The sequence below is a fragment of the Photobacterium angustum genome (assembly GCF_002954615.1).
GTDB classification, from domain to species: Bacteria; Pseudomonadota; Gammaproteobacteria; order Enterobacterales; family Vibrionaceae; genus Photobacterium; species Photobacterium angustum_A.
The window spans coordinates 2,749,804-2,776,622 of record NZ_MSCJ01000001.1 but is presented as its reverse complement, the minus strand read 5'-3'; the positions used below and the strand labels follow the sequence as shown (position 1 = coordinate 2,776,622).

28 protein-coding genes are annotated in these 26,819 nt (G+C 44.2%); 15 read left to right on the top strand and 13 right to left on the bottom strand.

Annotated features, from left to right (window positions below; translation table 11 throughout):
• Positions 1 to 17: 17 nt before the first annotated feature.
• The 4 genes from BTO08_RS12620 to BTO08_RS12605 all read left to right on the top strand — a co-directional run bounded on the left by BTO08_RS12620 (position 18) and on the right by BTO08_RS12605 (position 3,952).
• The gene (locus BTO08_RS12620; protein ID WP_105061165.1) at positions 18 to 1,091 is read left to right on the top strand and encodes a COX15/CtaA family protein; all 1,074 of its coding nucleotides are present in this window, start codon (positions 18 to 20) and stop codon (positions 1,089 to 1,091) included.
• Positions 1,084 to 2,001 carry a heme o synthase gene (gene cyoE / locus BTO08_RS12615; protein WP_105061164.1) on the top strand — a complete coding sequence of 306 codons (918 nt, stop codon included), beginning with the start codon at positions 1,084 to 1,086 and terminating at the stop codon, positions 1,999 to 2,001. Before BTO08_RS12620 ends, cyoE begins: the two co-directional genes overlap by 8 nt.
• A 115-nt stretch (positions 2,002 to 2,116) precedes the next feature.
• Complete coding sequence (gene dinF, locus BTO08_RS12610) at positions 2,117 to 3,463, top strand: MATE family efflux transporter DinF (RefSeq protein ID WP_105061163.1); 1,347 nt, start codon at positions 2,117 to 2,119, stop codon at positions 3,461 to 3,463.
• A 105-nt stretch (positions 3,464 to 3,568) separates the two neighbouring features.
• A complete protein-coding gene (locus BTO08_RS12605; RefSeq protein WP_105061162.1) occupies positions 3,569 to 3,952 on the top strand; it encodes a 3D domain-containing protein in 384 nt (127 codons plus the stop codon).
• Positions 3,953 to 4,025: 73 nt separating this feature from the next.
• Here BTO08_RS12605 and nfuA read toward each other — a convergent pair whose 3' ends face one another.
• Both nfuA and BTO08_RS12595 read right to left on the bottom strand, forming a co-directional pair.
• Positions 4,026 to 4,604 carry a Fe-S biogenesis protein NfuA gene (gene nfuA / locus BTO08_RS12600; RefSeq protein WP_005371977.1) on the bottom strand — a complete coding sequence of 193 codons (579 nt, stop codon included), beginning with the start codon at positions 4,602 to 4,604 and terminating at the stop codon, positions 4,026 to 4,028.
• Positions 4,605 to 4,746: 142 nt separating this feature from the next.
• Positions 4,747 to 5,454 (bottom strand): ComF family protein, encoded by a 708-nt coding sequence (locus tag BTO08_RS12595; protein WP_105061161.1) that lies wholly within the window; start codon positions 5,452 to 5,454, stop codon positions 4,747 to 4,749.
• Between the two features lie 35 nt (positions 5,455 to 5,489).
• Here BTO08_RS12595 and bioH point away from each other — a divergent pair, with 35 nt between their 5' ends.
• Positions 5,490 to 6,272, top strand: coding sequence for a pimeloyl-ACP methyl ester esterase BioH (bioH, locus tag BTO08_RS12590; RefSeq protein ID WP_105061160.1), 783 nt, complete (start codon positions 5,490 to 5,492; stop codon positions 6,270 to 6,272).
• A 71-nt stretch (positions 6,273 to 6,343) separates the two neighbouring features.
• Positions 6,344 to 6,802: an ATP-dependent Lon protease gene (locus BTO08_RS12585; protein ID WP_105061159.1), complete on the top strand. Its 459-nt coding sequence runs from the start codon at positions 6,344 to 6,346 to the stop codon at positions 6,800 to 6,802.
• 66 nt (positions 6,803 to 6,868) lie between these two features.
• Here the strand turns inward: BTO08_RS12585 and BTO08_RS12580 are convergent, their stop codons facing one another.
• Both BTO08_RS12580 and greB read right to left on the bottom strand, forming a co-directional pair.
• On the bottom strand, positions 6,869 to 9,199 hold the full coding sequence (locus BTO08_RS12580; protein WP_105061158.1) for a Tex family protein: 2,331 nt from the start codon (positions 9,197 to 9,199) through the stop codon (positions 6,869 to 6,871).
• Positions 9,200 to 9,362: 163 nt separating this feature from the next.
• The gene (greB, locus tag BTO08_RS12575) at positions 9,363 to 9,845 is read right to left on the bottom strand and encodes a transcription elongation factor GreB (protein ID WP_105061157.1); all 483 of its coding nucleotides are present in this window, start codon (positions 9,843 to 9,845) and stop codon (positions 9,363 to 9,365) included.
• A 364-nt stretch (positions 9,846 to 10,209) separates the two neighbouring features.
• Between greB and ompR the strand changes: the two genes are divergently transcribed.
• Both ompR and envZ read left to right on the top strand, forming a co-directional pair.
• Positions 10,210 to 10,929, top strand: coding sequence for an osmolarity response regulator transcription factor OmpR (ompR, locus tag BTO08_RS12570; protein ID WP_005371969.1), 720 nt, complete (start codon positions 10,210 to 10,212; stop codon positions 10,927 to 10,929).
• A 3-nt stretch (positions 10,930 to 10,932) separates the two neighbouring features.
• Complete coding sequence (gene envZ / locus BTO08_RS12565) at positions 10,933 to 12,264, top strand: two-component system sensor histidine kinase EnvZ (protein WP_105061156.1); 1,332 nt, start codon at positions 10,933 to 10,935, stop codon at positions 12,262 to 12,264.
• 71 nt (positions 12,265 to 12,335) lie between these two features.
• Here the strand turns inward: envZ and recG are convergent, their stop codons facing one another.
• The 6 genes from recG to BTO08_RS12535 all read right to left on the bottom strand — a co-directional run bounded on the left by recG (position 12,336) and on the right by BTO08_RS12535 (position 19,399).
• Positions 12,336 to 14,417, bottom strand: coding sequence for an ATP-dependent DNA helicase RecG (gene recG / locus BTO08_RS12560; protein WP_105061155.1), 2,082 nt, complete (start codon positions 14,415 to 14,417; stop codon positions 12,336 to 12,338).
• Positions 14,417 to 15,142: a tRNA (guanosine(18)-2'-O)-methyltransferase TrmH gene (gene trmH / locus BTO08_RS12555; protein WP_105061154.1), complete on the bottom strand. Its 726-nt coding sequence runs from the start codon at positions 15,140 to 15,142 to the stop codon at positions 14,417 to 14,419. Before trmH ends, recG begins: the two co-directional genes overlap by 1 nt.
• Positions 15,143 to 15,260: 118 nt before the next feature.
• Positions 15,261 to 17,363, bottom strand: coding sequence for a bifunctional GTP diphosphokinase/guanosine-3',5'-bis pyrophosphate 3'-pyrophosphohydrolase (gene spoT / locus BTO08_RS12550; RefSeq protein WP_105061153.1), 2,103 nt, complete (start codon positions 17,361 to 17,363; stop codon positions 15,261 to 15,263).
• Between the two features lie 17 nt (positions 17,364 to 17,380).
• Positions 17,381 to 17,656, bottom strand: coding sequence for a DNA-directed RNA polymerase subunit omega (rpoZ, locus tag BTO08_RS12545; protein ID WP_005371960.1), 276 nt, complete (start codon positions 17,654 to 17,656; stop codon positions 17,381 to 17,383).
• Between the two features lie 51 nt (positions 17,657 to 17,707).
• Complete coding sequence (gene gmk, locus BTO08_RS12540; RefSeq protein WP_005371959.1) at positions 17,708 to 18,334, bottom strand: guanylate kinase; 627 nt, start codon at positions 18,332 to 18,334, stop codon at positions 17,708 to 17,710.
• Between the two features lie 201 nt (positions 18,335 to 18,535).
• The gene (locus tag BTO08_RS12535; RefSeq protein WP_105061342.1) at positions 18,536 to 19,399 is read right to left on the bottom strand and encodes a YicC/YloC family endoribonuclease; all 864 of its coding nucleotides are present in this window, start codon (positions 19,397 to 19,399) and stop codon (positions 18,536 to 18,538) included.
• Positions 19,400 to 19,626: 227 nt separating this feature from the next.
• Between BTO08_RS12535 and rph the strand changes: the two genes are divergently transcribed.
• Positions 19,627 to 20,343: a ribonuclease PH gene (gene rph / locus BTO08_RS12530; protein WP_105061152.1), complete on the top strand. Its 717-nt coding sequence runs from the start codon at positions 19,627 to 19,629 to the stop codon at positions 20,341 to 20,343.
• A gap of 145 nt (positions 20,344 to 20,488) precedes the next feature.
• On the top strand, positions 20,489 to 21,130 hold the full coding sequence (pyrE, locus tag BTO08_RS12525) for an orotate phosphoribosyltransferase (RefSeq protein ID WP_045083819.1): 642 nt from the start codon (positions 20,489 to 20,491) through the stop codon (positions 21,128 to 21,130).
• Between the two features lie 76 nt (positions 21,131 to 21,206).
• Here the strand turns inward: pyrE and slmA are convergent, their stop codons facing one another.
• The 3 genes from slmA to coaBC all read right to left on the bottom strand — a co-directional run bounded on the left by slmA (position 21,207) and on the right by coaBC (position 23,709).
• Positions 21,207 to 21,797, bottom strand: a complete 591-nt coding sequence (gene slmA / locus BTO08_RS12520) for a nucleoid occlusion factor SlmA (RefSeq protein ID WP_005371955.1) — start codon at positions 21,795 to 21,797, stop codon at positions 21,207 to 21,209.
• A 233-nt stretch (positions 21,798 to 22,030) separates the two neighbouring features.
• Complete coding sequence (gene dut / locus BTO08_RS12515) at positions 22,031 to 22,486, bottom strand: dUTP diphosphatase (RefSeq protein WP_045083821.1); 456 nt, start codon at positions 22,484 to 22,486, stop codon at positions 22,031 to 22,033.
• An 8-nt stretch (positions 22,487 to 22,494) separates the two neighbouring features.
• Entirely contained in the window at positions 22,495 to 23,709 is a 1,215-nt protein-coding gene (gene coaBC, locus BTO08_RS12510) for a bifunctional phosphopantothenoylcysteine decarboxylase/phosphopantothenate--cysteine ligase CoaBC (RefSeq protein ID WP_045149856.1), read from the bottom strand.
• A 233-nt stretch (positions 23,710 to 23,942) separates the two neighbouring features.
• Between coaBC and radC the strand changes: the two genes are divergently transcribed.
• The 5 genes from radC to mutM all read left to right on the top strand — a co-directional run bounded on the left by radC (position 23,943) and on the right by mutM (position 26,721).
• Positions 23,943 to 24,617: a RadC family protein gene (gene radC, locus BTO08_RS12505; protein WP_105061151.1), complete on the top strand. Its 675-nt coding sequence runs from the start codon at positions 23,943 to 23,945 to the stop codon at positions 24,615 to 24,617.
• 172 nt (positions 24,618 to 24,789) lie between these two features.
• The gene (gene rpmB, locus BTO08_RS12500; protein ID WP_005371944.1) at positions 24,790 to 25,026 is read left to right on the top strand and encodes a 50S ribosomal protein L28; all 237 of its coding nucleotides are present in this window, start codon (positions 24,790 to 24,792) and stop codon (positions 25,024 to 25,026) included.
• 13 nt (positions 25,027 to 25,039) lie between these two features.
• Complete coding sequence (gene rpmG, locus BTO08_RS12495; RefSeq protein WP_005371942.1) at positions 25,040 to 25,207, top strand: 50S ribosomal protein L33; 168 nt, start codon at positions 25,040 to 25,042, stop codon at positions 25,205 to 25,207.
• 171 nt (positions 25,208 to 25,378) lie between these two features.
• A complete protein-coding gene (locus BTO08_RS12490; RefSeq protein WP_105061150.1) occupies positions 25,379 to 25,897 on the top strand; it encodes a hypothetical protein in 519 nt (172 codons plus the stop codon).
• A 14-nt stretch (positions 25,898 to 25,911) separates the two neighbouring features.
• Positions 25,912 to 26,721, top strand: a complete 810-nt coding sequence (gene mutM, locus BTO08_RS12485) for a bifunctional DNA-formamidopyrimidine glycosylase/DNA-(apurinic or apyrimidinic site) lyase (protein WP_105061149.1) — start codon at positions 25,912 to 25,914, stop codon at positions 26,719 to 26,721.
• The last annotated feature ends 98 nt before the right edge of the window (positions 26,722 to 26,819 follow it).

Sequence of the window (26,819 nt, the reverse complement as noted above, 5' to 3'; positions counted from 1 at the left end):
AAATAGTGGGGTTGATTATGCATAAAACGCAAAAAGATAGACCGTTCTACTTTTTAGTCACCGCTGCTTTTTTTCTCTCTTTGATTGTGGTCGGTGTAGGTGCCTATACGCGGTTAACGGATGCGGGGTTAGGATGTCCCGATTGGCCTGGCTGTTATGGGTTCATGTCAGTACCGCAAACTGAATCACAATTACAAACAGCACAAACGATTTACCCTGACTCGCCCGTTGAACCAGTAAAAGCATGGAATGAAATGGTACATCGCTATATTGCAGGATCGCTAGGTCTTTTGGTGTTAATGATTGCTGTTATGGCATGGAGCCGAAGTGGACGGCCTAAATTGTTACCCAGTTTGTTATTGGGTGCGGTTTCTTTTCAAGCGTTACTTGGAATGTGGACGGTTACCATGCAACTTATGCCTGTTGTGGTGATGGCGCATTTGTTAGGCGGTTTTACTATTGTATCGTTATTGTGGCTACTACGTTTGCGGATTCAACCTAAACCACTTTTCTATCAAGATGGTTTTAAGACACATTTATCATTATCACATCGATATTTAACTTTACTCAAAAGCGTAGCAATTGCAGCTTTAGTTGTTGTCATAAGCCAAATTGCATTAGGTGGCTGGACAGCAGCTAATTATGCCGCTGTTGTATGCACACAACTACCAATATGCGAAGGGGATTGGCTGGGAATGTTTGATCCTCGCGCGTTTGAATTGATTCAACCTCAACACAGTAGCTATGAATATGGCGTTTTAGATTATGCCCAAAGGGTGTCTATTCATGTTACTCATCGTATTGGTGCAATTATCACAACGATTTTGGTTTTGGTGCTGGCTGGGTTGCTGTGGCTTAAACCGCCCTTACGTCGTTATAGCATTGGTATGATGGGGGTTTTAGCGGTACAAATAATATTAGGTATCACCAATGTGCTTGCTAACTTACCGTTACTGATTGCCGTTGCGCACAATGTAGTTGGATTAATCTTACTACTTACCGTTGTCACCACCTGTTATCGCCTGATATGCGATTGCCGCTCTCCATTAGAGGTAAAGTATTTTGCATCGGAGAGCGCGACTCATGGATAACTCACAACGGCTTCATTCCAGTCGAGTTCGTTCGCCACCGATAGCGGTTTGGCGTGATTACCTTACGATGACGAAACCAAAAGTCGTCGCCATGTTATTACTGACCGCATTAGTGGGCATGTGTTTGGCCGTGCAAGGTATTCCACCGGCAGATGCCGTGATATTAGGTTTAACAGGGATAGGTCTGCAATCGGCTGCGGCTGCGACTTTTAATCATGTATTAGATCGACGCTTTGATGCCAAAATGGCACGAACTTACCATAGACCGCTTGCGAAAGGGCGAGTCGAAACGTGGAAAGCCGTTGTATTTGCAACGACGTTAATGTTGGTAGGTTTTGGGTTATTGATGATGCTTAACGCTTTAACGGCATGGCTAACGATGGCAAGTTTAGTCGGTTATGCGTTGATTTATACCGTGTGGCTAAAACATGCGACACCACAAAATATTGTGATCGGAGGGCTTGCAGGTGCGGCGCCTCCGCTATTGGGGTGGACGGCAGTAACCGGACACCTTGATCCGCATGCACTGTTATTAGTGATGCTGGTATTTGCATGGACTCCACCACACTTTTGGGCATTAGCGATCCATCGTCGTGATGATTATGCCAAAGCCGGGATCCCAATGCTGCCTGTTACACATGGGATTGAATACACCAAAACCATGATATTGCTTTATACCGTGATTCTCTTTGCGGTTGGGTTATTACCTTGGCTAACTAATATGAGTGGGTGGGTCTATTTAATCGGGAGTAGCGCATTGAATTTGGGCTTTCTAGGTTATGCGTTGAAGTTGAAATTTTTTGATAGTGAAGGCCATGCATGGGCGACATTTAAATATTCTATCTGGCATTTATTGGCTTTATTTGTAGTACTTCTTACCGATCATTGGTTACTACCTTGGTATGGTTAGTCTCTAGTATGAACAACAGATCTTATACGCTTTAATCAATAAGACTTTTGTCGCCATCATCAACTGGCTAAACTGCTCTGCTATATAACAAAAATTATCGCGGCAGAGGTAGTACGTGCTAGCAGCATTAAAAGACAAATCATTACATTATCAGGTGTTTGCATTAGCCCTGCCAATGGTACTTTCAAACATTACAGTACCGTTACTCGGGCTGGTGGATGCTGCTGTGATCGGACACCTTGATAAGTCGTGGTATCTCGGTGGCGTCGCGGTTGGCGGTACCATGATCAACGTTACATTCTGGTTGTTGGGTTTCTTACGCATGGCAACCACAGGTATTACCGCACAAGCTTTTGGCCGAGAAGATAAACACGGGCAAGCGGCTATTTTTGTTCAAGGTATCGCGTTGGCATGGTTACTCGCGTTTATTCTTATTGCCTTACACCAACCTGTCAGCAGTACTATTTTTCATTTCAGTGATGCTAGCAATGAAGTGAAAGTTTACGCAGAGCAATACTTTTCAATCCGTATTTGGGGAGCGCCTGCCGCTTTAGCAAACTTTGTGATCATGGGCTGGTTACTTGGAGCGCAAAATGCCAAGTTGCCAATGTGGCTTTTGATTGTCACTAACCTCGTTAATATTTTATTGGACGTTCTGTTTGTATTAGGCTTTGGCTGGAAAGTTCAAGGTGCTGCTTCTGCGTCGGTACTAGCTGATTATAGCGGTATGTTATTAGGGTTATGGTTTGTTTCTCGTCAATGGTTAGCGTTAGGTTTGCCGCCGTTAAAAGAAAAAATTATGGCTGCGCGACATGGTATGGGGCGACTACTTAAATTAAACCGAGATATCTTTTTACGTAGCTTGTGCTTGCAAGCGACGTTTACATTTATGACTTTCCAAGGTGCAACATTAGGCGATAACGTAGTCGCGGCAAACGCTGTGTTAATGAGCTTTTTAATGTTGGTGTCTTATGCCATGGACGGTTTTGCCTATGCGATGGAAGCATTAGTAGGAAAAGCCGTTGGTGCGAACAATCGCGATCAATTAGGACGTTATTTAATTAACACTACATTTTGGAGTTTTATAATATCTGTTGCTCTTACATTGGCATTTTCTTTAGGTGGTGAGCGTATTGTCAGTTTGATCTCCGATCTTCCAGCGGTTCAAGCTGAAGCTGATATTTATTTGCCTTGGCTTGCTGCAGTACCATTAGTGGCAATGTGGTGTTTTTTACTGGATGGTGTCTTTGTTGGCGCGACGCAAGGGCGAGTAATGCGTAATAGTATGTTTGTTGCAACCTGTGGCTTTTTTGCCATTTGGTGGTTAATGGATAGCTATGGTAACCATGCATTATGGGCCGCGATGTTAGGTTTTATGGCATTACGCGGTGCGACATTAGCGGTTGTTTTTGGATATCAGTGGAAAAAAAATCTTTTATTACCTTCTGCTTTAAAACAGTAAGTTAGACGTAAAATACACATTTTGTATTAATTTTAAGCAAAAAAAGCTATTAAACGTGATGTTCTTTTGGTTAAAATGCGAGCACTTTTTAGCCGGGTGTTGGATATGAAAAAGAATATTCTTGCTTATTTCTTACTGACTATTGCATTACTGTTTAGCGTAAATAGCTTTGCTGCTAAGCCTAAAACAATGCATGTGACAGCGACAGCGTATAATTCTGTTAGGGCGCAGACAAACTCAAACCCTAGCATTGCTGCATGGGGAGATAGGTTAAAACCAGGGATGAAAGCAATTGCCGTTTCACGGGATTTGTTGAAAAAAGGATTAAAACGAGGTGTAAAGGTGAAAATATCAGGTTTGCCCGGTGAATATGTTGTGTTAGATAAAATGAACCACCGTTGGCGTAATAAGATTGATATTTACATGGGGAAAGACATTCGTGCCGCGAAACGCTGGGGACGAAAGAAAGTTACTCTCACCGTATTATAACGAGCATCTTTGTTTCAAAACGAAAAAGCCGCATATCATATGCGGCTTTTTGATTTTCCGTTCACACTAAAAATTAGTAGTATGAATGTTCACCACGTGCGTGATCGGTAATATCACGAACGCCAGTTAGCTCACCTTCAAACTGTGCGAGTAGTTCTTTTTCGATGCCTTCTTTTAGCGTGACATCAACCATTGAACAACCATTACAGCCACCACCGAATTGTAAGATAGCAACGCCATCTTCAGTGATTTCTGATAAAGAAACGTGACCACCGTGACCGGCAAGTTGTGGGTTAACTTGGGTTTGGATAACGTAATCAACACGCTCCATTAATGGTGCATCATCAGACACTTTACGCACTTTTGCATTCGGTGCTTTAAGCGTAAGCTGTGAGCCCATTTTGTCAGTAACAAAATCAATTTCAGCATCTTCTAAAAATGGCAGGCTTAGCTCATCAAGAAAAGCAGAAAATAGCTCTAGTTTGATTTCAGTGTCGCTTGCTTCAACCGCTTCAGGTGGGCAGTAGGATACACCACATTCAGCACTTTGAGTGCCTGGGTTAACAACAAAAACACGGATATTAGTACCCTCAGGCTGCTGGGCAAGAAGCTTGCCGAAGTGCTGCTGAGCGCTTTCAGTAATAGTGATCATTGACACGACGTAATACCTGACCTATTTAGTGAGTTTTCTCTATTCTACTCTTAGAGAGACGTTCTATCATCCCTAATCTTAGCATTTTTAATTTCATCACGTTTTACATCATAATGCGCGACTTTTTTGTTATAAGTGATGACTATACGGGTTTTTCGGTATGACAAATCGTAATTATATCAACGCGCTTTACGCCTCGTCGGTGGAGTTGTTGGGTTAATAATGCGACGGTCGTTCCTGTGGTAACGACATCATCAACCAAGGCGATATGCTGCGGAAGCGCACAGTCTTTAATAGTAAATGCATTGGCTAAATTAGTTTTACGTTGTTTTTTTGTAAGGGATTTTTGTGCTTGAGTATGTCGGGTTCTCACCAATATCTTGTGATCTACTTGGGTATTAAGTTCACGAGCTAAGGCTAACGCTAAGTAATGACTTTGGTTAAATCCACGTTGCCAATAACGCCAGCGGTGCAAGGGAACAGGAAGCAATAAAGGAGCAGGATCGGTAATTTGTTGTGCTAATTGTTTGGCTAATGGTTTTGCAAGCCAAAACTTTTTACCAAATTTAAATTGGCTAACTAATTGTTGTAGAGGCGGTTGGTACTCACCTAAACGATAAAGCCGCTGCCAAGGTGGCGGAGTAGTCAAACAGTGACCACAATATTGTTCAGCGTTTAAAGTCGTTGTACCACATCGTTGACAGTAAGGCGGGGATGGAAATTGAGAAAGACAATAATGACACCAATAGTCATCATTAGGCTCGAGTGGCAACTGACATAAACTACAGTGGCGAAATAATAGTTTACGGTAGGTGTGAGATAGCCAAGCCGTTGTGTTTTTTGGCATCATAAACAAAACCTCAAAAAACCGAATAAGGAAGTGTAATGGCGGTAATGCTTGATTGGCACAGTAAAGGTCAAGGCTCGGATCTGGTTCTCATTCATGGCTGGGGAATGAATGGTGCGGTATGGCAAGATGTGATCCCAGCCCTCGCTGAGCATTTTACTGTGCATTGGTGTGATTTACCGGGTTATGGTTATAGCGGTGATGTTACTGCGGAGTCATTGGTCGAGATCACGCAAGCTGTATTAGCGCGCGCCCCTCAGAAAGCTGCGTGGTTAGGCTGGTCACTGGGTGGTCTAGTGGCAACGCAAGCGGCATTACTTGCACCTGAGCGTGTAACTCAATTAATGACTTTAGCCAGTTCGCCAAGTTTTATGGCGCGAGAGGGATGGCGAGGGATCAAACCTGATGTACTCAGGAATTTTCAATCACAGCTCGCTTCTGATTTTAGCTTAACGGTAGAGCGATTCTTAGCGTTACAAGCGATGGGCAGCCCGACTGCACGACAGGATATTAAGAATTTAAAGCAAGCCGTTCTTGAGCGACCTACGCCACAATCTTCAGCCTTGGCACTGGGTTTAACGTTACTTGAAACCGTTGATCAGCGGCCAGATCTGTCATTACTCACTCAACCTTGGCTGCGAATGTATGGTCGCTTAGATGGCTTGGTACCCGTTAAAACAGAAGCCGCGATTACCAAGCTCTGCCCACAGTCATTGAGTTATGTTTTTCAGTCGGCATCTCATGCACCGTTTATTTCACATCCTGATGAATTTATCGCTGTAGTAAGGCAGTTTATTGTTGAAGATGCTGTTGTATCTTAAAAATTACCGTTATGATTAAATAGTAACCACTTGGGTTTGTTTACTTTGCACATGGTGAATTTGCTTTCGGTATGAATATTTCTCCTCTACAAGCTGGTGGTGTGCCATTAGCTACAACGGTCAATCCGCCAACTGATCAAGTTGCGCGGGATAACCGAGTGCGAGAAAAAATTGTCCCGTTAACTGCAAGTAGTGCGGCGGCAGATGAAAAGCCAATCACTAGTGAAGAGAAACAGCTAAAAAAACCAAGTTGGGATCCGAGTGAACATCCGGATTACGATAAGCAAGATGATGAAATTTTAAAAGGTTATCAAGAGGATATTGCCCGTCTTGTTGATCTGCTATCTGCCAGTAATTATCTTGAGAAAGACAGTGCGCTGGGTTACAGCATGCACATTAAATTACCGCGAGAATTACTTGAGCAATTAGATAAAATTAATCAAAACGAGCGGACCAAAGGGGTGGTGGCATTTAAATATGCACAAGCCAGTGTGCCAAACCCGCCAACAGAATATCTACAAGTGATTTAATTTCTACTTGATAAAACAAAGCCAGACATCATGTCTGGCTTTTTCTTTCATGAATAAGGCGTTAGCTTATTTTTTCTTAGCATTCGCAAAGGCAGCAGCAAAGGCCCCGCCCATTGCGGCGTTGCTATTACTATTGCTATGTTGACGAGGTTGGCTTTGTGGCTGACTTCTAGTTGGGCGTGGTGAGTTGTCGCGAGGTTGACGAGTCGGCTTCTCTTGTCCCGGCTCATCAGATAAACGCATCGACATACCAATACGCTTACGCTGTAAATCCACTTCCATCACTTTCACTTTAACGATATCACCCGCTTTTACCACTTCGCGTGGATCTGAAACGAACTTATCAGATAGGGCGGAGATATGGACTAAACCATCTTGGTGTACGCCGACATCAACAAAAGCACCGAAGTTAGTCACGTTAGTGATCACGCCTTCTAATACCATGCCAGGGATCAGATCTTTTACTTCATTAACGCCTTCAGCAAAGGTGGCTGTTTTAAACTCAGGACGAGGATCTCGACCGGGTTTATCCAGCTCGCTAATGATGTCGGTTACCGTTGGTAAACCGAAGTCTGCATCGGTGTAGTCAGCGGCTTTTAAGCTACGTAGGAAATCGGTGTTACCAATGATTGCATCAACCGGTTTATTATTAGCAGCCGAAATAGCTTTAACTACCGCATAAGACTCTGGGTGAACTGCAGAGCTATCAAGTGGATTTTTGCCATTCATGATACGCAAGAATCCAGCACACTGCTCAAATGCTTTTGGCCCTAAACGTCCGACTTTTTTCAGGGCTGTACGCGCATCAAAGCGGCCATTTTCATCACGATAGTTCACGATGTTTTGTGCGATGGTAGCGTTCAAACCTGCCACGCGCGTAAGTAGTGCAGCAGATGCAGTATTTACGTCCACACCTACGGCGTTTACACAGTCTTCAACTACGGCATCGAGGCGTTTCGCTAACATGCTTTGGCTAACATCGTGTTGGTATTGACCCACACCGATAGATTTCGGATCAATTTTCACTAACTCTGCCAATGGGTCTTGCAGACGACGACCAATAGACACCGCACCACGGATAGAAACATCTAGGTTTGGGAATTCATTTGCAGCAAGTTCTGATGCAGAGTATACCGATGCACCGGCTTCACTCACCATTACGCTCTGTACTTTTAGATTATTATCTTTAAGTAGTTTGGCAACAAACGCATCTGTTTCACGTGAAGCAGTACCATTACCAATCGCAATTAAGTTAACGTTATGCTTGTTGATTAAGGCTAAAACGACTTTGCTTGATTCTGCAATTTTGTTGTGGGGTTGGTGCGGGTAGATGGTGGCAGTATCGAGTAACTTGCCGGTTTCATCAACTACTGCAATCTTACTCCCTGTACGTAAACCAGGATCGAGTGCTAGTGTAACGCGAGGGCCAGCAGGGGCTGCCATTAACAAATCTTTCAGGTTGTCGGCGAACACTTGCATCGCGCCATCTTCGGCTTTTTCACGCAGTGCGCTCATCAGTTCGGTTTCCATGTGCATTAAAATTTTAATGCGCCATGCCCAACTTATTACCTGCTTACGCCATGCATCAGCAGGTGCTGTTCCCAGTTTTACGCCGTAGTGATCGGCAATAATCACTTCACAGTAAGAGCCTCGAACGCCTTCATCTTGGTTGGGATCAGCATTCAATGCTAATTGTAGGAAGCCTTCATTACGACCACGAAATAGCGCGAGTGCGCGGTGAGATGGAATAGTTTTTAATGGCTCGTTATATTCAAAGTAATCTTTAAATTTCGCACCATCGTGCTCTTTGCCATCGACAAGACGAGAAGTCAGTTCTGCTTGACCGTTTAACTGGCGACGGATCTTATCAAGCAAGGTTGCATCTTCAGCAAAGCGCTCCATTAAGATTGCGCGAGCGCCATCCAGTACCGCTTTGGTATCAGCAAAGCCTTGCTCTGGATTTAAAAATTGTTCAGCTGCTTGCTCAGGAGTATTGTCTGGTTGGCTCCAAAGCAGATCAGCTAAAGGCTCAATACCGGCTTCAATGGCAATTTGACCTTTAGTGCGGCGCTTAGGCTTGTAAGGCAAGTAAAGATCTTCAAGACGGGTCTTACTGTCTGCTGTCTTGATTTCAGCCTCTAGCGCAGGGGTCAATTTACCTTGCTCGGTAATCGATTTTAAAATGACCTGACGACGATCATCGAGCTCACGTAAGTAGCCTAAACGTGATTCTAAATTACGAAGCTGGGTATCATCCAAGCCGCCAGTGACTTCTTTACGGTAACGGGCAATAAAAGGCACGGTGTTACCATCATCGAGCAGTGTGACTGCTGCATTGATTTGTTCATTTCGAACATTCAGTTCGCTGGCAATCAGCTGATTGATAGAGTTGCTCATCCGTAGGTATCTCTTGTTTATCGTTAAGCTTACATTCTACGTCTCCCGATGAGAGTGGCAAGTTTACCGATGTTAAGAGTGTGTCAGTGAGCAGAAAAAAGATCGGAAAAGAAGCCGTGTACATAACGAACGGCTTCTATCGTATGCAGTAATGATGATTTAATTACTCAATGTCGGTGTCGTAGCGGATTTCATTGATAAACCATTCCTTCTTGCCAAGCGGAGTGGTAACGACAATATCATCATCGACTTCTTTGCTAAGTAGCGCCCGTGCCATAGGTGAATCAATCGAGATATAGTCGTTTCTGCCATAAATTTCGTCAGGACCAACGATACGAAAGGTCTTTGTTTCTCCTGCTTCATTTTCAATTTCCACCCAAGCACCAAAGAAGACTTTGCCATCTTGTTGCGGGGAGTAATCAATCACCTTTAATACATCTAAGCGTTTACGTAAAAAGCGGACGCGACGGTCAATTTCACGCAAGCGTTTTTTATTGTATTGGTAGTCGGCATTTTCCGATCTATCACCCAGACTAGCAGCCCAAGTGACTTTCTTGGTCACTTCAGGGCGATCTTCACGCCATAGGAAATCAAGTTCTTTTTTTAATTTATTGTAACCTTCACGCGTCACTAGGTTGGTTCTCATAGCTATCCTTATAACATGACGTGAACGAGGAATGGGGCGATGATCTAACGCTTAGACGGATGGGTCAATAAGCGCAATAATAAATTGTCGCGGTAAGTTTCAAATTATGTAGAAATAAAGATGAGATATGACAGGGAAGAGGTGTCTTTTCACCAAGATAAAATAGACTGCAACCCTAGTTTTCACTTCATTTTAGCTATTTTATAATTACTTAATTGACTCAGGCGCTTATCTGGCGCATAAAACGAATATACATACTCTGTTACATATTTGCCTGAAAAAAACGCAGGAAATTCTGAGTCTGTTTAGTGAGCTGACGTACACTACGGCAAAAGCTCAAGACCTCGACCGCTGAAGGTGGATTATGCAAGAAAATTACAAAATTCTGGTTGTTGATGATGACATGCGCTTACGCGCGCTATTAGAACGTTATTTATCTGAGCAAGGATTTCAGGTTCGAAGTGTGGCAAATGGCGAACAAATGGATCGTCTATTAGCCCGCGAAACGTTTCATCTAATGGTGTTAGATTTAATGCTGCCAGGTGAAGATGGCTTATCAATTTGTCGTCGCTTACGTAATGCCAATAACATGTTACCTATTTTGATGCTAACAGCAAAAGGTGATGAGGTTGATCGCATTGTGGGTCTTGAAGTGGGCGCTGATGATTACCTGCCTAAACCGTTTAACCCACGAGAGCTGTTAGCGCGTATTCGTGCGGTACTACGTCGTCAAACAATTGAAGCACCGGGCGCACCGAGTGTTGATAGCAAGATGATTGAGTTCGGTGAATTCCGTTTAAACTTAGGCACGCGTGAAATGTTCCGTGGCGATGTTCCTATGCCATTAACGTCTGGTGAGTTTGCGGTATTAAAAGCATTGGTTACTAATGCTCGTGAGCCGATGTCACGTGATAAGTTGATGAATATGGCGCGTGGTCGTGAATATTCAGCAATGGAACGTTCTATCGACGTACAAATCTCACGTTTACGTCGTATGGTTGAAGAAGATCCAAGCCGTCCACGTTATATCCAAACAGTGTGGGGTTTAGGTTATGTCTTCGTTCCTGATGGCCGCGAGGCGTAAGCCATGCGTTTATCGCCAAAAAGCACATTTGGTCGAACGTTAATCCTATTAGCTGGCTTGCTTATCGCAAGCCAGATTTTTTCGTATCTGACCATAGTTAATTACGCCTTATTACCCAGCATTCAGCAATTCAACCGCATCCTATCTTATGAAGTAAAATTGATGCTTAACGATGAATTGGCGATGCCGGATGATCAATGTGTACATCTTGACCGTCCTCTTCGTCGTAAACTATTAGAAGAGTTAGGTCTAACCTTAGTCGCTCCTGATAGTGAAGCTGCAAAACCTTTCCATGATGCTATGCATATTGGTTATCTCAGTGAGCAGATGACCAAAGATCTTGGTTCGCCAACCGATGTTCGTTTATTGCTCGGCGCTGACAGTTATGTACTGTGGCTAAAAACCGATGCGATGCCGAATTTCTTAATGCGAGTCCCGTTATCAGAACTGCAAGAAGAAGACTTTGCGCCGCTATTTCGTTATAGCCTGATCATTGCCTTTCTTGTGATTGCTGGTGGCTGGTTATTTATTCGGATCCAAAACCGTCCATTAATGGAGTTGGAACAGGCCGCACTTATGGTGGGTCGTGGTGAAACGCCACCACAACTTCCTGAGCAAGGCGCTTCTGAAATTCGCTCAGTAACCAAAGCCTTTAATCAGATGTCACAGGGTATTAAACAGCTAGAAGAAGATCGCGCGCTGTTAATGGCAGGTGTCAGCCATGATTTACGTACGCCATTAACCCGTATTCGTCTGGCTACAGAAATGATGTCACCTGAAGATAGCTATTTAGCGGAATCGATGATCACTGATACAGAAGAGTGTAACGCGATCATTAGTCAGTTTATGGATTATCTAAAATCGACTAAAAAGCAGGAAGAAGAAGATCTTGATCTGAATACCTTGCTGATTGATGTTGCGCATACTGAAGGCAGTTACGGTAAAACTATTGATCAGCAACTCGGTGAGATCCCTGGAACGGTTTCCGCTAATGCGGTTGCGCTTAAACGTGCTGTCGCAAACCTTGTGGTGAACGCACAACGCTATGGTAAAGGTTGGGTGAAGATATCGAGTGGTGCTTCTGCTGATCGTAAATCTGTATGGTTTTGCGTTGAAGATGATGGTCCGGGTATTGCGCCTGATCAGGTCAATAAGATGTTCCAACCCCTTACGCGTGGTGATTCAGCTCGCGGTAGTGAAGCGGAAGGGACAGGGTTAGGACTTGCGATTGTGAAGCGTATTGTTGATCAGCATGATGGTGTTATTTTAGTGCGTAACCGCAGTGAAGGTGGTTTACGCGTTGAAGTGACGTTACCGCTACATAAAATGAAGTAAGTCGGCAAATAAAAAAGCCCATATTACTGCGCGGTAATGTGGGCTTTGTTGTATTTGTACTGTACCAATAACTAAGCGTTTGAGTAGTTTTCTCGTTGTCCAAGCCAACGATCAATGATTGCTTTAGCGCTATCGGGGTAACTGTCATGAATATAGCGAGCCAGCTTCTGCACTTGTGGGATCATGTATTGGTCACGGATAAGATCGGCGACTTTAAATTCAGCAATACCGGTTTGTTTAGTACCCAGTAATTCACCCGGACCACGAATTTCTAAATCTCGCTGGGCGATCACGAAACCATCACTGCTTTCACGTAATACCCCTAAACGCTTTTGAGCGGTTTTAGATAGGGGGGCGTGATAAAGCAATACACAGTGACTCGCAACCTTTCCTCGACCGACACGGCCACGTAGCTGGTGGAGCTGCGCTAAGCCTAATCGTTCAGGGTTTTCAATCACCATTAAACTGGCATTAGGCACATCCACCCCGACTTCAATCACGGTTGTGGCTACTAACAAATTCAGCTCGCCAGCTTTGAAGCTTGCCATCACCGCTTGTTTTTCTGCGGCTTTCATTCGCCCGTGTACTAAACCAATTTTTAAATCAGGCAGTAAGCCTGTCAGTTCATCGGCAGTATCTGAGGCGGCTTGGGCTTCCAACACTTCAGATTCATCAATTAAGGTACATACCCAATAGGCTTGGCGTCCTTCATTAACGCAAGCAGATCGAATGCGCTCGATAATTTCAGGGCGGCGGGCATCGGGTAAGGCAACGGTTTGGATCGGTGTTCGGCCGGGTGGCAGTTCATCAATGACAGACGTATCCATATCGGCATAAGCTGTCATGGCAAGAGTACGTGGAATGGGGGTTGCTGTCATGACTAACTGGTGTGGGTAGCGACCTTCATTGGCCCCTTTTTCTCGTAGCTCTAAACGCTGATGGACACCAAATCGGTGTTGCTCATCGATGATGACTAGCGCTAAATTTTCAAATTTAACGTGGTCTTGGAATAGTGCATGAGTACCTACCACCATCTTCACTTCACCGCTAGCAATACGGGTAAGCTCGGCTTCGCGCGCTTTGCCTTTCAGCTTACCTGCCATCCAGCCAACCTGAATCCCCATTGGATTAAGCCAGTTGGCAAAGTTAATAGCATGCTGCTCTGCCAGTAACTCTGTTGGTGCCATTAAGGCGACTTGAAAGCCATGTTCAATAGCGCGTAGGGCGGCAAGAGCGGCAACTAAGGTTTTACCCGAGCCAACATCACCTTGAACTAAACGCATCATAGGCTGCGGCTTGATAAGATCGGCTTCAATGTCAGCGACAACACGTTGTTGAGCCCCCGTTGGAGAGAACGGAAGACTATCGAGCAGTTGCTGCTTTAATGAATCTTTCGCGGCAAGTGGCCAAGCACTATGTTGTTGTCCCTTGTTACGTAGTGCCAGCATCGATAAATTTTGCGCCAACAACTCTTCTAAAATTAATCGATGTTGAGCTGGATGTTTACCTGATTCTAATTGATCTAATGAGATATCAGGGGTTGGACGATGCATCGCACGTAATGCCTGTGCAAGCGTCATTTGACGGTCGTACAAACCTTCCGGCAGTAGTTCTGTCACCGCGGCCTTATCGAGTAAGTTGAGCGCTTGGTCGGTTAGGTTACGCAGGGTCAGTTGACGTAACCCATCAGTGGTTGGATATACTGGCGTTAAGGTTTCTTCAACGCTGAGTTCGGTCGGCTCTGAGAAAATACGGTAATCCGGATGAATGATCTCAAGACCGAATTTACTGCCTTTGATTTCGCCGTAAGCCTTAACTTGTTTTCCTTCAGCAAAGCTATTTTTCATTGCCGCGTTAAAATTAAAAAAGCGCAGCGTGACAGAGCCTGTGCCGTCTCCAATTTTTACTGCCAGCATTTTACGTTTACCAAAAGTAATGCTGGTATGGTGGACTTCACCTTGAACGGTCAAGTGTTGCCCTGGCATAGCTCGATTGATAGGCCAAATACGAGTGCGATCCTCATAGCGTAATGGTAAGTGAAACAGTAAATCTTGGACATTATGGAGCCCAATCTTTTCCAGTTTCTCTGCCATTTTTGCTCCAACGCCAGAGAGTTCAGCTAGCGAAATAGTATTGAGGAGTTGTCCGCTCATTACTCGTTATTCTCCATTGCGGGTTGGCGTTTTTTCACTTTCTTCGCTTGCATGGCTGCCCACCATGCTTCATCAGCGACAATCTGACCTTGATCATCGAGTTGTGGGTAAGCTAAGCCTTTTTGTTGCGCGACTTTAGCAAGAACAGGATGCCCGCGTTCAAACAAAATACGGTTAACGACATCATCTGGCAGTAAGGTTTTTTCACGCTCATACATACCTGCATTTTGGCGTTGGCGCTGTGCTTCGTACAAAATCAATGCGCTTGCTACCGATACATTTAATGACTGCACCATGCCGACCATTGGAATGATGATATCTTGATCGGCCATCGCTAGCGCTTCAGCAGTGATCCCGTTTTTCTCTCCGCCTAAAATAATCGCTGTTGGCTTGGTGTAATCAACATCACGAAAATCAATCGCAGTATCAGACAGGTTAGTAGCCAGTACCTGCATGCCTTGATCTTTTAATGCTTGCACGGCTTCAACCATAGAATCATGGGTATCTAATTCAACCCAGTTACGCGCACCAGCCGAAGTATGGCTTAGTACCTTCATGCCTTCTTTAGGCCAAACGGCATGCACTTTATGTACACCGACAGCATCAGCAGTACGGATTATCGCTGAGACATTATTAGGTTTATGGACTTCTTCCATACATACCGTCAGATCGGGCTGACGCGTTGCCAATACTTGGTGGATACGTTGAAAACGATCTGGGGTCATGGATGTTACCTAATGAAAACAAATGAGATAGGTTTATGATAATAAGGCTTTATTGCCAAATACACAAAACGCCCAATAAAGGGCGTTTTTATAATGAAAAATGTGCGTATATTAACTTTTAGTTTTTCTGGCGCGCGACACGTACTACATTTGGCATGATACGAATTCGACGCATAATGTTGGCTAAATGAATACGGCTACGTGTGGTTAGCTTAACGGTGATGGTGTATAAACGACCATCTTTTTCTTCCGTCGCTAAGCCTTGAATATTCGAGCCTGTCGCAGCAATAGTGTTGGTGAGATCGGCTAACGCACCTTGGTGGTTTTGCATGTCGACTTTCAAACTGGTAACAAATTCCTGATCGAAGTCTTCACTCCATTCTACCGCCATGTACTTATCCGGCTCTTTACGATGACTACGGACATTGGCACATTCTTCACGGTGGATCACTAAGCCTTTACCTGGACTAACATGGGCAATGATCGGATCGCCATGGATCGGATGACAGCAGTTAGCAAAGGTTAATAAAATGCCATCAGCGCCCTGAATCGGTAAGCGACGATCATTTTCTTTTGGTGTGAGTTCATCGACATTGCCTAAGAAACGACGAGCAATGACGACACTCATCACTTCACCTAAGCCAATTTCAGCGAGAAGATCATCCATTGAGCTGAGTTTGAGATCAGACAATACTTTGGTGACATTTTCGCTAGCAATATTATCAATACTGGTGCCATCAAGTGCATGGTTTAGCAAACGACGACCTAAAGTAATTGATTCATCACGACGCATGGTTTTCAGCATTTGGCGGATCTTAGTACGGGCACGGGATGTCACCACGTAGTTAAGCCATGCAGCGTTAGGTCTAGCGCCAGGAGCACTGATGATATCAACCGTTTGACCGTTTTTAAGTGGCTTGCTAAGTGGATAAGGTTGGCGATCAACGCGAGAGCCAACACATGCATTACCGACATCAGTATGAACGGCGTAAGCAAAATCCACCGCAGTTGCGCCAACAGGCAATTCAACAATACGGCCTTTCGGGGTGAAAACGTAAATCTCGTCAGGGAAAAGATCCGATTTTACATTTTCAATAAATTCAAATGAGCTACCTGCACTTTGTTGAAGTTCAAGTAAGCTTTGCATCCAACGCTGGGCTTTAACTTGCGCGGTGGTACCTGAGCTTTCGCCATCTTTGTAGGTCCAGTGCGCCGCGACGCCTTTGTCTGCCATTTGATCCATGTCTTCAGTACGAATCTGTACTTCAACGGGAACACCATGAGGGCCAACAAGCGAGGTATGCAGCGATTGATAGCCATTGGCTTTCGGAATCGCAATGTAGTCTTTCATGCGGCTAGGACGGGGTTTGTACAGGTTATGTACTTGTCCTAATACGCGGTAGCAGGTATCTAAGTCACTCACAAGTACACGGAAAGCATAGATATCCATGATCGAGTGGAAACGCTGCTCTTTGTTCTTCATCTTGTTATAGATAGAGAACAAGTTTTTCTCACGGCCTAATACGGTAGCGTGAATTCCCGCATCACTGAGGCGACCCTCAATTTCAGCGTGAATTTTATTGATCATCTCTTTACGGTTACCACGCGCCGCAGCTACCACTTGCTTTAATACACGGTAGCGATTTGGGTATAACGCTTCAAAGCCAAGCTCTTCAAGTTCAGATTTGATGTTATGGATACCCAGACGGTGGGCAAGAGGAGAGAATATTTCAAGAGTTTCGCGGGCAATACGACGACGTTTATCGGGGCGAAGCGCACCGAGTGTTCGCATATTGTGGGTACGGTCAGCCAGCTTAATTAAAATTACGCGAATATCATGAGCCATTGCCATGATCATTTTTCGGAAGTTTTCAGCTTGTGCTTCTTTTCGATCGCGAAACTTTAATTTATCGAGTTTCGATACGCCATCGACCAATTCTGCGACAGTGTCGCCAAAACGGCTGGCGAGATCTTCTTTAGTGACCTCGGTATCTTCGATAACGTCATGAAGCAATGCCGCCATGAGCGTTTCAATATCGAGACGCATTTCCGCCAAGATGCGAGCAACCGCAACGGGGTGGATAATATAAGGCTCGCCAGTGGAGCGAGTTTGCCCTTCGTGTGCGTCGCGAGCAACGAGGAAAGCCTGCCGAAGAGCCTCTAGCTGAGGCTCTGGCAGGTACTCGATTGCGACTTCTTTCAGGCTATCAAAAAGATACAATTCGCCCGGTTCCCTGATTAACGGTGGTCGCCAGCAATAGCACTAACTGCTGCTAATTCAGCAGCTTCTTGCTCTTGCAGTTCCTGACGCTCACGAGCATCAAGGATATCTTTAGTAATTAGGCCTTCTTCGATTTCACGAAGTGCAATTACTGTGTACTTGTCGTTTTCTTCAGGAACCAATGGATCCTTACCGCCGGTTTGCATTTGACGTGCGCGGCGAGCAGCAATTTGGATCAGATCGAAACGGTTGCCAATTTTATCAACAGCGTCTTGAACGGTTACGCGTGCCATGGAGGACTCCAGTGGTTATTAAATTAGGAATAGAAAATTGTACAAAATAACTTACTGATCTGCTAGTAGTGCAGACAACATGCTCTTATATTTAGCAGCTTGTTTGTCTTGCTTCAATCGTTCAGCACGAATAATTGCTTTAAAGTCGATTAAAGCAACATCAAAATCATCATTTACGATAACATAATCATATTCATCGTAGTGTGAGATCTCTGAACGAGCTTCTTGCATACGACGTTCAATAACAGCTTCGCTATCTTGACCGCGCGTATTTAGACGACGCTCTAATTCCTCTTTTGAAGGAGGAAGGATGAATAAGCTCTTAGCCGCTGGCATTTGTGTGCGAATTTGACGCGCACCTTGCCAGTCGATATCAAGGAATACATCAATTCCTTTGTTTAATTGCTCTTCGATCCATGGGCGTGAAGTGCCATAGTAGTTGCCGAATACTTCTGCATGTTCAAGGAATGCACCTTGTTCTACCAAGTCAGTAAATTCTTCTACGCTAACGAAATTGTAATGAACACCGTGTTCTTCACCCGGGCGCATGCCGCGAGTTGTGTGGGACACGGATACTTTCATGTCATAGGTCGGGTTTGTTTCAAGAAGGGCATTAATCAGACTTGATTTACCAGCACCGCTTGGGGCCGACACGATGTATAGAGTACCTTTGCTCATTGCCTATTTTCACTCAGTGATAGAAGGGCGCGAAGATTATCATGATCTGCGCATAATTGAAATTAGCTAGTTGCTGGAAAATTCATCTTTTTGTGCGATATAGCTTAAGCCTAGTTGGCTTTAATGCGTTTTTCATAATTGCAGAAGCTAATCAACGACAACCAAGGAAGCCATGGCTTCCTTGGTTGAGCGATTATCGAGTTATTCGATATTCTGGATTTGTTCGCGCATTTGTTCAATCAATACCTTAAGTTCAACTGCAGAAGCAGTGACTTCAGTGTTGATTGATTTTGATGCGAGGGTGTTAGATTCACGGTTGAACTCTTGCATCATAAAGTCTAAACGACGTCCACATGCGCCACCTTTTGCGATGATTTTTTGGGTTTCTTTCACGTGAGAATCTAGACGATCAAGCTCTTCTGCTACATCACTCTTTTGCGCGAGCATGATCAGCTCTTGCTCAATGCGGTTAGCATCAAGATCAACTTTTGCTTCTTCAAGGCGAGACATAATGCGCTCACGCTGCCAGTTGATGATTTCTGGCATCATAGTGCGTACCTTGGTTGCTTCAACCGAAATAGCATCTAGACGTTGGTCGATAAGCTGCTTCATGTTATCGCCTTCGCTTGCACGTGCAGCAATGAAGTCATCCATAGCGAGTTCAAAGCCCGTCAGTAGATCTTTGTTAATCGCATCTAAATTTTGCTCTGGCGCTTCCATCACACCCGGCCAATTAAGGACTTGGAATGGACCGATATTGCCTTCACCCGCGGTTTCTTTTACCCATTTTGCAGCGGTAATAACTTGCTTTGCTAACGCTTCATTAATAGTTAGCTCTGTGTTTGCGGCAATATTAGCTTCAAAACGTAGATTACATTCTACTTTACCGCGAGCAAGACGTTTACGGAAACGCTCACGTAATACTGGCTCTAAGCTACGGAATTGCTCAGGCATACGAATGTAGGTTTCAAGATAACGTTGATTTACTGAGCGGATCTCCCACACAGCAGTGCCCCAATCGCCTTTAATTTCGCGACGGGCATAAGCAGTCATACTATGGATCATGGCTTGTGGCCTTTTAGTTGAGAATGGTGCGACGACTAACTTACCGTTACCCACGATAAGTCTTAATTATTCATAACAGGTGCGTCGTTACCGGGTGTTGAGATTATATGCGATATTGGCCTCTAGGGGCTACTGTTTGTCAGCTTACGTTATCGTTTTCTCGTGCACTGAGATTGAGTTATCGCTATAATCGCCGGTTAATATCATCCAGCCAAAGGGAAATCCCGATGCGTCCAAGCGGAAGAAGTGCGACTCAAGTTCGTCCAATCACTATTACTCGCCAATATACAGCCCATGCTGAAGGTTCAGTACTGGTTGAGTTTGGTAATACCAAGGTTATTTGTACCGCGAGTGTAGAAGAAAATGTTCCGCGCTGGTTAAAAGGCAAAGGCCAAGGTTGGGTGACGGCTGAATATGGCATGTTACCTCGTGCTACGCATACTCGTAATCGTCGAGAAGCTGCGAGTGGCAAGCAAGGTGGACGTACGATGGAAATCCAACGTCTTATTGCACGTAGCTTGCGTGCTGCGGTTGATTTAAAAGTATTAGGTGAGCAGATGATCACCGTTGACTGTGATGTTATCCAAGCTGATGGTGGCACACGTACCGCATCTATTACCGGTGCGATGGTTGCACTGGTTGATGCAATTAATTACATGCTAGAGAAAGGCATGATTAAGAAAAGCCCACTGAAAGGTATGGTCGCTGCGGTATCTGTGGGTATCTATAAAGGCGAACCTATTTGCGATCTTGAATATCTTGAAGATTCTGCTGCTGAAACCGACATGAATGTGGTGATGACAGAAGAAGGCAAGATGATTGAAATTCAAGGTACTGCCGAGGGTGAAGCCTTTAGCCATGAAGAATTACTGGCAATGCTGGCTCTGGCGAAAGACGGTATAACCGATATTATTTCGATGCAGAAGCAAGCGTTAGCAAATTGATATTAAGCGGTTCCTATTGGGAGCCGCTTTTTTTTAGCTAAAACTGAATATCAAGTGGAGTACTTGTTGGTTTTAGTTGTTACCTGATGAGTGTTAGGTAACAGGTACATTGTTAAAACACAGAGAAGTAGTTTAAGGAGACACAATGAAAGCATATCAGCGTCAGTTTATTGAATTCGCCCTAGAGAAAGGTGTATTAAAATTTGGTGAGTTCACATTGAAGTCAGGTCGTAAGAGTCCGTACTTCTTTAATGCTGGCTTATTTAATACCGGTCGTGATTTAGCACGTCTTGGTCGTTTTTATGCTGAAGCTTTGGTTGATGCCAAGATTGAATTTGATGTGTTGTTTGGCCCAGCTTATAAAGGGATCCCGATTGCAACAACAACGGCAGTTGCTCTCGCTGATCACCACGATGTCGATACGCCATACTGTTTCAACCGTAAAGAAGCAAAAAATCACGGTGAAGGTGGCAACTTAGTCGGCAGCGCACTAGACGGTCGTATTATGTTGGTTGATGATGTGATCACCGCAGGTACGGCGATTCGTGAGTCAATGGAAATCATTAAAGCGAATGGCGCAGATTTAGCTGGCGTTTTAGTGGCTATTGATCGTCAAGAAAAAGGCCAAGGTGAATTATCTGCGATTCAAGAAGTTGAACGTGACTTTGGTTGTGCGGTTATTTCAATTGTCTCGCTAGGCGATGTGGTGACCTACCTTTCTGAGCAAGCAGGTATGGAACAACATCTTGAAGCGGTAAAAGCGTACCGTGCCGAGTATGGTGTATAAGTACCGTTTAAGAAAAAATAGATAATAAAAAAGCGAGGGCAGAGGCTCTCGCTTTTTTGTGTCCGTCAACTAAGTATTATCCTAATTGCGCACTTAATAGCTCCCAGTACTCATCAAAGTTTGCCGTTGGCTTGTATTTGAAGTTAGAGCGAACATAGCGGTTTAAACTGCCTTCTACTTGACCTAGAAGTTGTGCTGCTAGCACTGACTCATCAACAGGAAAGCCTTTACCTTCACGAATTTTACGCTCTTTTAAGATCTGGCGAAGTTGCGATTCAACACGTTCGAACAGTTGATTAATACGAGATTGAAGACGATCTTGTTCAAACATCAGAGCATGGCCAGTCATGATACGAGTTAAACCAGGGTTACGCTCAGCAAACATGAGGATGAACTGCATCACCATACGTAAGCGGTTCAGTGTATCTTTTTCATCATCTAAAATGCGGTTAATACGAGTGGTAATTGAATCTTCAATAAATTCAATTAACCCTTCAAACATACGCGCTTTGCTTGGGAAGTGGCGGTAGAGTGCGGCTTCTGAAACTCCAACATTCGCGGCTAGCATTTTGGTCGTGATGCGTTGACTGCCTTGGTTAGACTCCAGCATATGCGCTAAGCACTGAAGTATTTCCTCGCGGCGATTGTTCTTTTTGGTGCCTGCCATGAATTATCGTTCCTTTACAAAATGAGACTGTCCATGGACAGTATGAAACCCGCCTATCTTAGCGATGCCTTGGCGTTGTGAAAAGTAGCGCAATCGAAATGTACGTATTTTTATTCGCAAAAAAAGCGCAAGCTGAAGAGGTTGCGCTTTGCTTTAATATGTTGCCTTTATTTTATCATCAAAATTGATAATACAAGGCTAATTAGATCACGCTTTTTTAACATCAATAGCGACTAGCTACGGCCTGAATGACCAAAACCACCTTCGCCACGATCTGTGCTATCGAAATCATCAACAATATTAAACTGCGCTTGTACCACAGGTAAGAAAACCAGCTGAGCAATACGATCACCCGGCTCAATAGTAAATGTGGTTTCACCTCGGTTCCACACCGACACCATTAATTGACCTTGGTAATCAGAATCAATAAGGCCAACAAGATTTCCCAAAACTATGCCGTGTTTATGGCCAAGGCCTGAGCGAGGCAGGATGGTTGCCGCAAGATTTGAATCGCCAATATGGATCGCAAGGCCTGTTGGTACAAGATGGGTCTCACCCGGTGCGACGGTTAATGCTTCATCTAAACAAGCGCGTAAATCTAAACCAGCAGAACCTTCGGTTGCATACGCTGGAAGTGGGAATTCATTGCCGACGCGTGGGTCAAGAATTTTCAGATCAATACTATTCATATTTCGCTCTATTGTTTCGCTTGTTGGTAAAGATTAATAATTTCATTGACTAATTGCAGCCCAAGCTCTGATTTGGCAGCAAGAGGTAGTGCTTTATCACCGTTAGACCAGTAAAGGTGTAGCGCGTTGTTATCACTATTAAAGCCTTGGTCTTGTACCGACACATCGTTGGCACAAATCATATCAAGGTTTTTCTTTGCCAGTTTACCACGTGCATATTGCTCAACATCTTGTGTCTCTGCAGCAAACCCGACCGTAAATGGGCGGTTTTCTGTTAAGGCCGCTACGCTGGCAACAATATCTGGGTTCTTCACTAACTGAATCACCATGTCATCATTGCCGTCTTGTTTTTTCATCTTTTGAGTTGCGAGATGAGCTGGACGGAAATCTGCAACGGCAGCACAAGCAATAAAAATGTGGTGATTAACGGCATGTTCAAGTGCCGCTTGGTGCATCTCTTGGGCACTACTGACATTAATACGCGTTACACCATCAGGTGTGGTTAAATTTACTGGGCCACTGATTAGGGTGACGTTTGCACCACGCTTTGCTGCGGCTTGAGCAATGGCATAGCCCATTTTTCCTGAGCTGTAGTTACTTAAATAACGTACTGGATCAATCGCTTCTCGTGTAGGACCTGCTGTTACCACAATATTTAGACCACTAAGGTCTTGTGGCTGAAAAAAGTCTTCGCAGCAATGTACCAGTTGCATGGGTTCTAGCATACGACCAGGGCCTACATCACCACAGGCTTGCTCACCACTTGCAGGTCCCCAAATACGGCAGCCGCGACGTTGTAAGGTGGCAATATTCTCTTGTGTTGCGATATTGCGGTACATTTGCTGATTCATCGCCGGGCTAACAGCGATTGGTGCATCGGTTGCGAGACAAAGCGTTGTCAGTAAGTCATTGCCCATCCCTGCACTCATTCGTGCAATCAGATCCGCTGTCGCAGGTGCTAAGAGAACTAAATCTGCCCATTTAGCTAATTCAATATGACCCATGGACGCTTCTGCGGAAGGATCTAGCAAGCTATCTGAAATGGGGTGGCCTGACACGGCTTGCATGGTGAGTGGTGTTATAAACTCTTTTGCAGCTGTGGTCATAACAATGCGCACTTGCGCCCCACGTTCAATAAGTCGTCGGGTGAGCTCTGCACATTTGTAAGCAGCGATACCGCCGCTAATGCCGAGAAGAATTTTTTTTCCTGCCAGTGTTTGCATTCGTCTGCCTGTGTCTTGGGCTTATAAATTGGCAACAAGATACCACCAAAGTAATTTTTGATCATCGATTCGGATCAACTCTGAATTGAATGGGAAGTTGTGTGCCTCGCATTTTGAGTACTGAATATTTTATTGATTACTTTTTCGCTGTGACTGTTTTCTAAAAAAGCACCTTGTTAGGTTGTGATAATGGTGTCGACTGTTTTGCTAGTGGTATATCAATGGGAGGGGTTATGTCATTAAAGCAATTACCAGCCGCATCACGACCGCGAGAAAAATTACTATCTCATGGCTCTGATGCATTAACCGATGCTGAATTATTAGCCATTTTTTTACGCACCGGTACTCAAGGAATGAATGCGCTGGAATTGGCGACCCATTTACTGGATGAGTTTGGATCTCTTCGAGCACTGCTTGGTGCTGAAAAACAGATATTTTGTCAGGTTAAAGGTTTGGGGCCGGCAAAATTTGCACAATTGCAGGCAGTTTTAGCGTTGAATGAGCGATATTTAGAAGAAACTTTAAAAAAAGATGATGTCCTCACAAGCCCACAAAATACTCGTCGATATTTAGCGCGAAAATTACGAGATAAACAGCGTGAAGCCTTTTATATCCTGTTTTTAGATAACCAGCACCGAGTGATCACTGGAGAGGTTTTATTTGAAGGAACGATCGATTGTGCGAGCGTTTATCCACGTGAAGTTGTAAAAAGATCACTAGAACTTAATGCAGCAGCGCTCATTTTAGCGCATAATCACCCATCAGGCGTCGCTGAACCTAGTCAGGCTGACCGTCGAATAACGCGCAAAATCAGCGATTCGCTGGCTTTGGTCGATATTCGTGTTCTGGATCATTTTGTTGTTGGTGATGGGGAGATTATTTCTTTCACCGAGCGTGGTTGGCTATAAAATAGCCGATTTTTCGATAAAAAAGTGAGAAAGGATCTGCTCGGGACTTGAGCAACTGGTTTTGACTTAGTATAATGCGCGACCTTTGATAGCTGTGGTTATCTGTGAAAATTATTTTTACAGTGAATTTCTACAGTAGATATCGAGCTGAAACGATTTGGAGAAGACAGTAATGTCCCGAGTATGCCAAGTAACTGGTAAGCGTCCTGTAACGGGTAACAACCGTTCACACGCACGTAATGCCACCAAGCGTCGTTTTCTGCCGAACCTGCAAACTCATCGTTTCTGGGTAGAAAGCGAAAAACGCTTCGTTAAACTACGCCTTTCTGCGAAAGGCATGCGTATCATCGATAAGAAAGGCATTGATGTCGTTCTTGGTGAAATGCGTGCTCGCGGCGAGAACGTTTAAGAGGATTTAAAGAATGGCTAAAGGCATTCGTGAGAAGATCCGTCTAGTATCATCTGCTGGTACAGGCCACTTCTACACTACCGACAAGAACAAGCGCAACATGCCAGGCAAATTTGAGATCAAGAAATTTGATCCAGTAGTTCGCCAGCACGTGCTTTACAAAGAAGCTAAAATCAAGTAATTGGTTTTATCAATCTTTGATAAAAACCCAGCCTAGCTGGGTTTTTTTATATCTATTACTTTTCTATTTAACACCACTGACTTCCTTTCTGTTACTTATTTATCTGCCAATGGTGCAATGACCTTACCAGTGTTATCTTTATTCTCATTAAGATAAGACAGGAATGGATGAATGCGCTTAACTCGACGTGGTTGGAATAACATCATCATCATTGGTGTGCTGTGTTTTATTGCGATGATTAAATTACCCGATTTATTACGGGAGCGATTTGCACCTAAAGAAGCGGTGACACAAACTGTTACCGAGCAAGTAAATAATATTCCCAATACTGTTTTTGTCCTCTCGCCAGATCTTTTGATTCAGCGAGTTGTTTTTCCACATTTGACGCTTAAGCAAAGTAATGGGCAGTGGCAAAGCTCGTCTAAGTTATCGATTTCAGCCAGTGAGTTAGTACAACGTTGGCAACATCTACAAGGCACAGTGGTGGATGAAGCAACGATATCAAAGTTGAGTTTACAGCTACCACCTCCACAAACTATAGAAGTTTGGGGGGAGCAACAAGTAGAACCTATTCGATTAACGGTTTATGCCTTGCCTAAATTTTGGTTGTTCAATAATGGTCAACAATGGGTTGCCGTGTCTGTTGCTGCGGATTATCTGTTTCCGACGTCTTTATCAAATAACGAATAAAACGAGATTGAGTCATGCCTGAATTACCAGAAGTAGAAGTGAGCCGGATGGGGATATCTCCTCATGTCATCGATCAAACGGTAAAACAAATTATTATCCGTAACCCTCGATTGCGGTGGCCTATTCCTGAAGCGATTAAAGCGATAGAAGGGCAAGTGATTCGTGGGGTGACACGTCGCGCTAAATACTTGCTGTTAGAAACCGATGTTGGCTATGCGATTGTACATTTAGGAATGTCAGGCAGTTTACGTGTTTTACCCGTAGGAACTCCTGTTGAAAAACACGATCACGTTGATTTGGTTCTTACTAGTGGTGAAGTGCTACGCTATAACGATCCTAGGCGCTTTGGCGCGTGGTTATGGGAAGAGAAAGGGGTAACACACCCTGTGCTTGAGAAAATGGGTCCAGAGCCTCTGAGCGACGATTTTAACGTAGAATATCTACATGAAAAAGCACAGGGAAAACGGACAGCAATAAAACAATTTATTATGGATAATCATGTTGTTGTTGGCGTGGGTAATATTTATGCTAATGAATCTTTGTTTGCGGCAGGTATTCATCCTAAACGTGCCGCGGGGAAAATCTCACTCGCACGGATGACGAAGCTGGTGGCAGAGATCAAATCTGTTCTAGCATTTGCCATTAAACAGGGCGGTACAACATTAAAAGATTTTAAAAATGCAGACGGTAAACCGGGATATTTTTCGCAAGAGTTGCAGGTATATGGCAAGGCAGGTAAACCTTGCCCTAAATGCGGTAAGGCCTTAAGTGAAGCAAAAATAGGTCAACGCGCGACAGTGTTTTGCAGTGATTGCCAGAAGTAGGTTCGATAATAATTAACCTAGGTATCATAATTATTGAGTCAGTTGGTTTGGGATTAACCTTTGTTGATTGATCTAAAATGGTATTATGCCCACAGTAT

Bases quoted from the DNA above. Each gene is read 5' to 3' on its own strand.
- mutM (WP_105061149.1), top strand. From the start codon at position 25,912: ATGCCTGAATTACCAGAAGTAGAAGTGAGCCGGATGGGGATATCTCCT.
- rph (WP_105061152.1), top strand. From the start codon at position 19,627: ATGCGTCCAAGCGGAAGAAGTGCGACTCAAGTTCGTCCAATCACTATT.
- BTO08_RS12580 (WP_105061158.1), bottom strand. From the start codon at position 9,199: ATGAGCAACTCTATCAATCAGCTGATTGCCAGCGAACTGAATGTTCGA.
- rpoZ (WP_005371960.1), bottom strand. From the start codon at position 17,656: ATGGCACGCGTAACCGTTCAAGACGCTGTTGATAAAATTGGCAACCGT.
- recG (WP_105061155.1), bottom strand. From the start codon at position 14,417: ATGAGCGGACAACTCCTCAATACTATTTCGCTAGCTGAACTCTCTGGC.
- gmk (WP_005371959.1), bottom strand. From the start codon at position 18,334: ATGAGCAAAGGTACTCTATACATCGTGTCGGCCCCAAGCGGTGCTGGT.
- ompR (WP_005371969.1), top strand. From the start codon at position 10,210: ATGCAAGAAAATTACAAAATTCTGGTTGTTGATGATGACATGCGCTTA.
- rpmG (WP_005371942.1), top strand. From the start codon at position 25,040: ATGGCTAAAGGCATTCGTGAGAAGATCCGTCTAGTATCATCTGCTGGT.
- BTO08_RS12620 (WP_105061165.1), top strand. From the start codon at position 18: ATGCATAAAACGCAAAAAGATAGACCGTTCTACTTTTTAGTCACCGCT.
- slmA (WP_005371955.1), bottom strand. From the start codon at position 21,797: ATGGCAGGCACCAAAAAGAACAATCGCCGCGAGGAAATACTTCAGTGC.
- BTO08_RS12490 (WP_105061150.1), top strand. From the start codon at position 25,379: ATGCGCTTAACTCGACGTGGTTGGAATAACATCATCATCATTGGTGTG.
- BTO08_RS12605 (WP_105061162.1), top strand. From the start codon at position 3,569: ATGAAAAAGAATATTCTTGCTTATTTCTTACTGACTATTGCATTACTG.
- radC (WP_105061151.1), top strand. From the start codon at position 23,943: ATGTCATTAAAGCAATTACCAGCCGCATCACGACCGCGAGAAAAATTA.
- rpmB (WP_005371944.1), top strand. From the start codon at position 24,790: ATGTCCCGAGTATGCCAAGTAACTGGTAAGCGTCCTGTAACGGGTAAC.
- BTO08_RS12595 (WP_105061161.1), bottom strand. From the start codon at position 5,454: ATGATGCCAAAAAACACAACGGCTTGGCTATCTCACACCTACCGTAAA.
- cyoE (WP_105061164.1), top strand. From the start codon at position 1,084: ATGGATAACTCACAACGGCTTCATTCCAGTCGAGTTCGTTCGCCACCG.
- dut (WP_045083821.1), bottom strand. From the start codon at position 22,486: ATGAATAGTATTGATCTGAAAATTCTTGACCCACGCGTCGGCAATGAA.
- bioH (WP_105061160.1), top strand. From the start codon at position 5,490: ATGGCGGTAATGCTTGATTGGCACAGTAAAGGTCAAGGCTCGGATCTG.
- envZ (WP_105061156.1), top strand. From the start codon at position 10,933: ATGCGTTTATCGCCAAAAAGCACATTTGGTCGAACGTTAATCCTATTA.
- nfuA (WP_005371977.1), bottom strand. From the start codon at position 4,604: ATGATCACTATTACTGAAAGCGCTCAGCAGCACTTCGGCAAGCTTCTT.
- greB (WP_105061157.1), bottom strand. From the start codon at position 9,845: ATGAGAACCAACCTAGTGACGCGTGAAGGTTACAATAAATTAAAAAAA.
- BTO08_RS12585 (WP_105061159.1), top strand. From the start codon at position 6,344: ATGAATATTTCTCCTCTACAAGCTGGTGGTGTGCCATTAGCTACAACG.
- trmH (WP_105061154.1), bottom strand. From the start codon at position 15,142: ATGACCCCAGATCGTTTTCAACGTATCCACCAAGTATTGGCAACGCGT.
- pyrE (WP_045083819.1), top strand. From the start codon at position 20,489: ATGAAAGCATATCAGCGTCAGTTTATTGAATTCGCCCTAGAGAAAGGT.
- BTO08_RS12535 (WP_105061342.1), bottom strand. From the start codon at position 19,399: ATGATCCATAGTATGACTGCTTATGCCCGTCGCGAAATTAAAGGCGAT.
- coaBC (WP_045149856.1), bottom strand. From the start codon at position 23,709: ATGCAAACACTGGCAGGAAAAAAAATTCTTCTCGGCATTAGCGGCGGT.